The sequence below is a fragment of the Novosphingobium sp. 1529 genome (assembly GCF_040544855.1).
GTDB classification, from domain to species: domain Bacteria; phylum Pseudomonadota; class Alphaproteobacteria; order Sphingomonadales; family Sphingomonadaceae; genus Novosphingobium; species Novosphingobium capsulatum.
This window is the reverse complement of sequence record NZ_JBEPKW010000001.1, coordinates 1,164,649-1,170,955: the sequence shown is the minus strand read 5'-3', so window position 1 is coordinate 1,170,955 and position 6,307 is coordinate 1,164,649. Positions and strand designations below refer to the sequence as shown.

Annotated in this window: 6 protein-coding genes; 3 read left to right on the top strand and 3 right to left on the bottom strand. The window is 60.2% G+C overall.

Annotated features, from left to right (window positions below; translation table 11 throughout):
- Window positions 1-598: 598 nt before the first annotated feature.
- From ABIC78_RS05340 to ABIC78_RS05330, 3 genes are read left to right on the top strand one after another with little or no spacing between them, the layout of a single operon-like run.
- Window positions 599-1,291, top strand: coding sequence for an HNH endonuclease signature motif containing protein (locus tag ABIC78_RS05340; protein ID WP_354488092.1), 693 nt, complete (start codon window positions 599-601; stop codon window positions 1,289-1,291).
- Window positions 1,288-1,926 (top strand): hypothetical protein, encoded by a 639-nt coding sequence (locus tag ABIC78_RS05335; protein WP_354488090.1) that lies wholly within the window; start codon window positions 1,288-1,290, stop codon window positions 1,924-1,926. Before ABIC78_RS05340 ends, ABIC78_RS05335 begins: the two co-directional genes overlap by 4 nt.
- Window positions 1,923-2,216 carry a nucleotidyltransferase family protein gene (locus ABIC78_RS05330; RefSeq protein ID WP_354488088.1) on the top strand — a complete coding sequence of 98 codons (294 nt, stop codon included), beginning with the start codon at window positions 1,923-1,925 and terminating at the stop codon, window positions 2,214-2,216. Before ABIC78_RS05335 ends, ABIC78_RS05330 begins: the two co-directional genes overlap by 4 nt.
- Before the next feature lie 220 nt (window positions 2,217-2,436).
- Here ABIC78_RS05330 and ABIC78_RS05325 read toward each other — a convergent pair whose 3' ends face one another.
- From ABIC78_RS05325 to ABIC78_RS05315, 3 genes are read right to left on the bottom strand one after another with little or no spacing between them, the layout of a single operon-like run.
- Window positions 2,437-4,398, bottom strand: coding sequence for a DUF3732 domain-containing protein (locus tag ABIC78_RS05325; protein ID WP_354488086.1), 1,962 nt, complete (start codon window positions 4,396-4,398; stop codon window positions 2,437-2,439).
- Window positions 4,395-4,880 carry a three component ABC system middle component gene (locus ABIC78_RS05320; RefSeq protein ID WP_354488084.1) on the bottom strand — a complete coding sequence of 162 codons (486 nt, stop codon included), beginning with the start codon at window positions 4,878-4,880 and terminating at the stop codon, window positions 4,395-4,397. Before ABIC78_RS05320 ends, ABIC78_RS05325 begins: the two co-directional genes overlap by 4 nt.
- On the bottom strand, window positions 4,877-6,091 hold the full coding sequence (locus tag ABIC78_RS05315; protein ID WP_354488082.1) for an ABC-three component system protein: 1,215 nt from the start codon (window positions 6,089-6,091) through the stop codon (window positions 4,877-4,879). Before ABIC78_RS05315 ends, ABIC78_RS05320 begins: the two co-directional genes overlap by 4 nt.
- Window positions 6,092-6,307: the final 216 nt, after the last annotated feature.

Sequence of the window (6,307 nt, the reverse complement as noted above, 5' to 3'; positions counted from 1 at the left end):
TACCTACTTGGCCCACACCTCAACTTAGCCCCAGACCGCCGATTACTGGCCAGGCCTCAAAACATGCACCACTCCCGCGCCAGCGGGTTCGTACTTGTCCCAGGCCCCGGCATTCCCCTGCACTGCGATAGCGGTGAACGTACGACTGGTTCCGACGCCGCAGCCAGGGCCTCTGAACGTCAGCAATCGCGGCGATCATGGCGAAGGACAGGTCGGTGCTCAAATCGGCGGCTCGCGACCGAAGTCAGTCGTTGGTCTCAGCCACCATCAAGGTCCGTTTCAGATAAAAGCCGCCGATCAGGCGCGCTAGACCTGACGGTCCGCAAGGCGCCCTAATAGCGGTCATCGAAGCGATGGTAAGCTCGGTCCAAAAGCGGACTAATCACTACTGTCATCCGGGCCGTCCTAATATCTACTCATGAAACTGCGTACGATAGGGCCTATAGCCAGCTGGAAGGGAGCTAGACGCAATCCAGCTTGCTAATCCGTAAATCCGGAAGATCCGACGCTTGTTGCTGGCGGCAAAAATAGTTTCGTGTGCTGACGCTTGAGGCAGAGATTCCTATATGCGTGTCGGACACCAAAGCGGGGATTTTGAATGGCGGAAAGAAAGGCGATACCGGCGGTAACGCGACTGCATCTATTCTCGAGTGCGGCGGGTTTCTGCCAGAAACCCGACTGCCTAGAAGCCCTGTTTCCAGCGGAAATGGGTGGTGATAAGCACATCGCTGAAATGGCACATGTTATACCGCATGGCGATGCGGGCCCGCGGCATGGAGACCGACCGGCGAACGAGTTCGATCCCGATGCCTTCGAGAACCTGATCCTGCTGTGCCCGACCTGCCATACGAAGATCGACAAGGACCCTGAGGCTTATCCGCGCAATATCCTGCTTGATTGGAAGGCCAATCATCTTGGGCGGCTGGCGCACAAGCAAGGCATCCGGGCTTACGACGATCGCGAGCAAGCGCGAGCTGCGGTTGCCGGCATTATGGCCGAGAACCGGGCCATCTGGGAGAAGTTTGCGCCGGTGGAAGGTGCGAATTTTGAGTATGACCCGGAATCGGCCACTGCTGCGGCGTGGGATGAGCGGATGAGAAGCGTGATCCTGCCTAATCACTATCGCACCTTGGCGATCATTGAGGCTAATCTTGGCCTTGCCACGGGGGAGGAACGCCGCACCTTTGCTGAGTATCAGGAGCATGTTCGCGGCTTATCTGAGCGGCACATATGCGGCGTCTCCGGTCGGGCCATTCGCTTTCCCGGGTCGATGGAGGGGATGTTTGCATGAACTGGCAGGTCAAATATGCGCTAGCCAATTTTGCGAAAGAAGGACGGTCGCAGGCGGAGCATCTTGGCGGTGACGTCATCCGGATCGTAACCGTGGATCGACCCGACGTCGTCGCGGCCATTACGGCGGCCGCAACGGTCGATCAGGCAGCGGCTGTCGGCTACCGGGACAGTGTCGAGGCACTCGATTTCTTGTGCGGTTACCGCGCGGAGTGTGTCTGGGAAGGCGAGGCGATACGGTACCTCGAAGAGAACCGGGTAGGTTGGGGCAGTTTCGGGACATTGGGTTCGGCGGCTCTCAACGGCGACGCCAACTCCGCACAGCACAAGGTCTACAAATTCTCGGATCGGCTTCTTCGGCAATATGGTCCCGTGGTGACGGCCGATCGGGAGTTTGATCGAATTTACCGGGTTACGTTGCGGAACGGGGAGGTGCTGCGGATTGGGATGATAGCCGATTACGAGCCGACGGCTGATGAAGTTCGCACGTTGTGGGATCGTTTTGGGCCGGTCGACATCATCTGGAACATCAACCCAAATGGCACGCCGCAGCCCGAAGCGAACGAAGCCGGAAGAGAGCTGGGATGCGAGGTGATGCTATGGAACGCATTGAGAGAGCGTCTGGCGCGGGCATGATGTCGGCCCATGAGGTTGCGGCTCATCTTCTGGCGTCTTGCCCCTCGTTGGAGCATTTCGAGGCCTATATGTTCGGTTCGGCCGTGACGGGGGTCGGGGCAGATTTCGACATCCTTATCGTCGGTCCCAGCGGCTCGCTGTTGTCTGAGGTCAAAAGTGAGCTCCGTGCCGCTGGGCAAGCCTTGCCACTGCACGTCCTATGTATGTTGCCGTCAGAAGCGATCCACACGCAGTTTGTGGCGAAGGAAAGGTGCGTGCCGCTCGCTCAACTTGCACTGGCGGCCCGTTGAACGGACAGAGCCGCCAGACCGGACGCAGATCAGGCGTACGATCACGCCTGCGCCGCATCAGCAGTCCGCTGACTAGACTATCGCCTACCGCGAGACCTGCGGCACGGAACAAGCGGCCGAGGATCGGCCGCTGGACGCTGACCAAGCGCGATAGCCTGAAAGCCTTCGTCGCGCGGGAGCAGCGTCTATAGGGGCGGTGAATGCGGTAGCTTTGCGATGCTCAGGTATCGTCGCGCATCGGCCAGTTGAGCGGGATGAGCGCCTTGCTCGATGCGCGCGTCCAGCGCTCTCGCGTCGCGGCCACATACCGCGGGTCATCGGCAAAATACGCGTGTTCGATCAGCAGGACCTGCAGGCCCGATCTAGCCGCCACCTCCTTGAACAGGAAGTCGATATGCCGGCGCATCGCCTGAATATCCTCATCCTCGTCCCTCGCGGTAATCTGCCGCTCGTCTTCATCGGTGCCGCGTGTTGGAAAATAAGGACGGCTGACTTGGTCGAGCACCAGCAGTCCCGGCACGGGGGCATCTACTTCTTCAAGATAGCGCTGGATGGCGAAGGCCAGCGCTATGTGGATAGCTAGATAGTTCTGGTCCGATCCGACATCGGGCATCCGCAGCATCGTGCGGCTGCCGGCCTCAATCACCCGGATTTCCGGAATGCGTGAGGAGAAGAAAAGCTCGGAATCGACGCAGGGGGCGACGGTCGGCAGCGCCCTGAGGACTTCGGACGCGTAGGACGAGATCTTCGCCTCGGCCCGCTGCAGCCGCATTTCCTTGGACTCGCGATCCACCTGAGATTCCAGTTGGGCGATCTCGGCGCGAAGCACCGAAAGGTCGGCGGTCGGCTGCCGTGGCTCGTCAGCGCTGGTCTGCAGGAAGAAGGATATGCGGCCTTGCAGATGGGCCTTTGCCTGGGAAATGTCGGCTAGGCGGCGCGTCTCATCGGTTTGCCGAAGCCAGCTCTTGATCTGCTCGTCGACCTCACGGAGCTGACGATTGAGCGTGTTTACTTCCTTCGCGAGCGCTTCGTCATGCTCTACGAGCTGCGGCCGGACCCTTTCGACGGCGACTGTTTCGGCCCGCACTTTGGTGAGTGTATCCGCGATCATCGCCGCTGCATCGCGCCCGCGCTCAGAGGGTGCATCGCACAACGGACAGGTGTGTTCGCCGTCGCCGAGCTTGAGATGTTCGGATAGCATCAGCCGGTCCCGCTGCCGGGTGACTGTGTCACCGAAGCCCGAGGCGTCGACGAGCGCTGCCTTTGCCGCATCCCGGCGACGTCTGGCGCCGGCGAGCGTGGCAAGAATCTCGCGGCGCCGGGCGTGCAGGGCACCGAGTTCACTGTCCTCGGGATAATTCGCCGCGTCAATTGCGCTGTCCGCGACACGACGCAATTCAGCGAGCATATCGTCCTCGCGCCCGTCAGGCGAAGGCGCCTCCGTCATCGCGAAGCGATGCGCCTCGACCAGCAATCCGTAAGCCCGTTGCTTCAACGCGGTCTCAGCCGACTGCCGCGCCCGATCTTTGCTCTCCGCCTGAGTGAGCGCGCGTTGCAGCTGGCGCAAGCGGCGTTCCGCCAACGCGCCCCCTTCGTCTGTTGCCCGCAGGAAATAGGGCATCGTCGCAATGATGTCTCGCGCCTTGTCCGGCTTCTCCAAACCGTGCAGCAGCACCGACTCGCTGTCGATAACTTCCTTGGTCACGAACATATAGGGCGTGGTGTGCCGCACGCTCGTACGGCCGCGGATATCGCCGTTAGCATCGGGTAGATGCCCCAAATCGCCGATGCCGAAGGCCCTTTCCAGAAAGGCTTTGGCTGCATCCACCGTCGTTCCGCCGTCAAATTCTGCGACGGAATTAGGCAGCGGCAGATCCCGGCCTGCGGTTGCGAACATCCTGGTGCTGGTGGTCTGCCCGGCGGGAGGAACGAGACGACCGACGATCATTTCATGATCCCCGGCTGCCCATTTGACGCCGATCGCCATAGCGCGACGGCGGATATGGACAGGTAGCTCGCATTTACTCGACCCGAGGCAATAGTCGATTGCCTTGATCAGCGCGGACTTGCCGGTGCCCGACGCGCCGGTGATGATATTCATGTCGTCGGGCTTGAGGACGATGTCTTGGCGTCGCCCTTCGGCACCTAGGAAGAAGATCGTGCGAATATTCCAGCGGATCATACGGTTAGCCCCAGAATGCCGAAGATGTTACGTGTCGAGCCGGCGGTCGCGAACCAGGTGCCCAGTCGTCTGGCTCGGCGAATGGCGCCGATGCTGTGCGGGTCGAGATCGCTCAGGGGACTCTGCTTGAATTTCTTTGAGCCCGGCGTCAGTCGCCCTTCCATCGATAGCCGCAGCACATCGGTGAAGCAGCCATAGCGCACCGCCTCGCCGACGATTTCCAGAGCGGCATTCACCCGGTCGGCTAGGCCGACCGACATCTGCGGCGTTCGTTCGAGCCACTCAAGGAGACCGGTGTTCTTGTTCGTACCGTCGAATGTTGCCGCGAGATCTCCGGACAATGCGATCGGGACAGCAAGATATACGATCGCCAGATCGGGTCCTGCGGGATGGACTTCGGCATGGGCTGTAACGAACGCGCCGGCGACGTAGGCACAGTAAGCCGGATTGTGCTCGGCATACACGTCATGAGCCTGCTTCATCCTTCCCCTCCAAGCAGCACCTTGAAGTCGGGATGCCACCCGACCTGCAAGCTGATCGCCAGGACTTGATAGCTGCCGCGGACATAATAAGCTGCGGCGAAACCTACCTGGATCGGACGGACGGTAGTAGGGGCCGCATTGTGCGTCCATCGCAGCAGATCAAGCCCAGATGAGCATTTCGCACCGTCTTCGAGATCAGCGCAACTCTCCAACATTTGATTATGCCGATCCTGCCAATGCTCGGTGAGAACCGCGTCATAGTCGTTTATCATCGCGCCGAGCGCAGGGTTCTCGTTCGTCCAACGCGCTCGCTGCGAGCGCGCCCGCCACTCCTCCCGGATTGCCCTATCGACGTCTGAATCGCTGCCTTTGACCAAGGCGATCTGCCGGGTCAGCATACCCTCAGGCAGATAATCGAGCGGCTTCGCGACGGTTTCGAAGTGCGCGACCAGTTTCCCCTGATCGAGCTCGCCGACGATTTCGGTTACCTGCGCTTGGAACTCGTTGCGGGCGATCACGCGCTCGCGTTTACCGCACAGCGAATAGACGATCTGCCGATCCCACCATTCGATCAGCCTTCGCGCAACGATTGGTCGCTGCGTGGCGGGAAGAATCAGCAAGTGTTGCTCGAGCTCGCTTTCGATCTGATCGATCGTCGGTGCGTCGGGCTTGATGACGGCTCGGCGCAACAGATTGTGCCGGTCGCCTTCGGAGAGCTTGAGATACGCCGCGCATCCTTTGTGGCGATCCACATGGGGGAGCGGATCGCCCTTGGCCTTGGCTTCGGCTCCCTCCTTGAGCACCCGCTGAGCTTCCTCCGTCATCGCGGCAGCCAGCGCCTCGCGACCGTCTTCGGGATCGAGCAGCCCCTCCAATGGATCCCCCGCAAGGATGCCGCCCACTGTCACCAGATGCAGGCTAGTTTCCGCAAGGCTGATCTTGGGGATAATATCGATCCAGACCGCGACCGTGCGCCACAGAGATCGAGACTTGATGCTGACCGCTACCGGCTTTGCCTTCATCGAGTGCTTGAGCTGGAACAGTAATTTCTGGCCATCTGCCTTCAACTCGATGTCATCGAGCTGCTCGATAGCGATCGCAGCATCGTCGGTCGGTGTGGCAGCGAGTATCAGCAGCGCATAGAGCGACTGATACCAGAAACCCAACGCAGAAGCCTCGGCTGAATGACTGGTGCTTTCGTTATTTCCCATGCGCTAGTCTAACCTTCATTTCGCGGGCGTCTGACGCGAATGGTCAAAAGCTCCAATTCTTCCAGTCGAATTTGGACGGCGGATACGCTGCACGCTATGTGGCTTCAGGAAAGGCTTACTCTAGCCATGAATGCTTCGTCGACGGCACAAAGTGCTGGGCTGATGAAGCGCGTTTCGGTGGAAGCGTAGTCCAAACCGTTTAGGCAGCTCCCACCA

Excerpts from the sequence above, each read along its gene's own strand:
- ABIC78_RS05340 (WP_354488092.1), top strand. The coding sequence starts at position 599 with ATGGCGGAAAGAAAGGCGATACCGGCGGTAACGCGACTGCATCTATTC.
- ABIC78_RS05335 (WP_354488090.1), top strand. The coding sequence starts at position 1,288 with ATGAACTGGCAGGTCAAATATGCGCTAGCCAATTTTGCGAAAGAAGGA.
- ABIC78_RS05330 (WP_354488088.1), top strand. The coding sequence starts at position 1,923 with ATGATGTCGGCCCATGAGGTTGCGGCTCATCTTCTGGCGTCTTGCCCC.
- ABIC78_RS05325 (WP_354488086.1), bottom strand. The coding sequence starts at position 4,398 with ATGATCCGCTGGAATATTCGCACGATCTTCTTCCTAGGTGCCGAAGGG.
- ABIC78_RS05320 (WP_354488084.1), bottom strand. The coding sequence starts at position 4,880 with ATGAAGCAGGCTCATGACGTGTATGCCGAGCACAATCCGGCTTACTGT.
- ABIC78_RS05315 (WP_354488082.1), bottom strand. The coding sequence starts at position 6,091 with ATGGGAAATAACGAAAGCACCAGTCATTCAGCCGAGGCTTCTGCGTTG.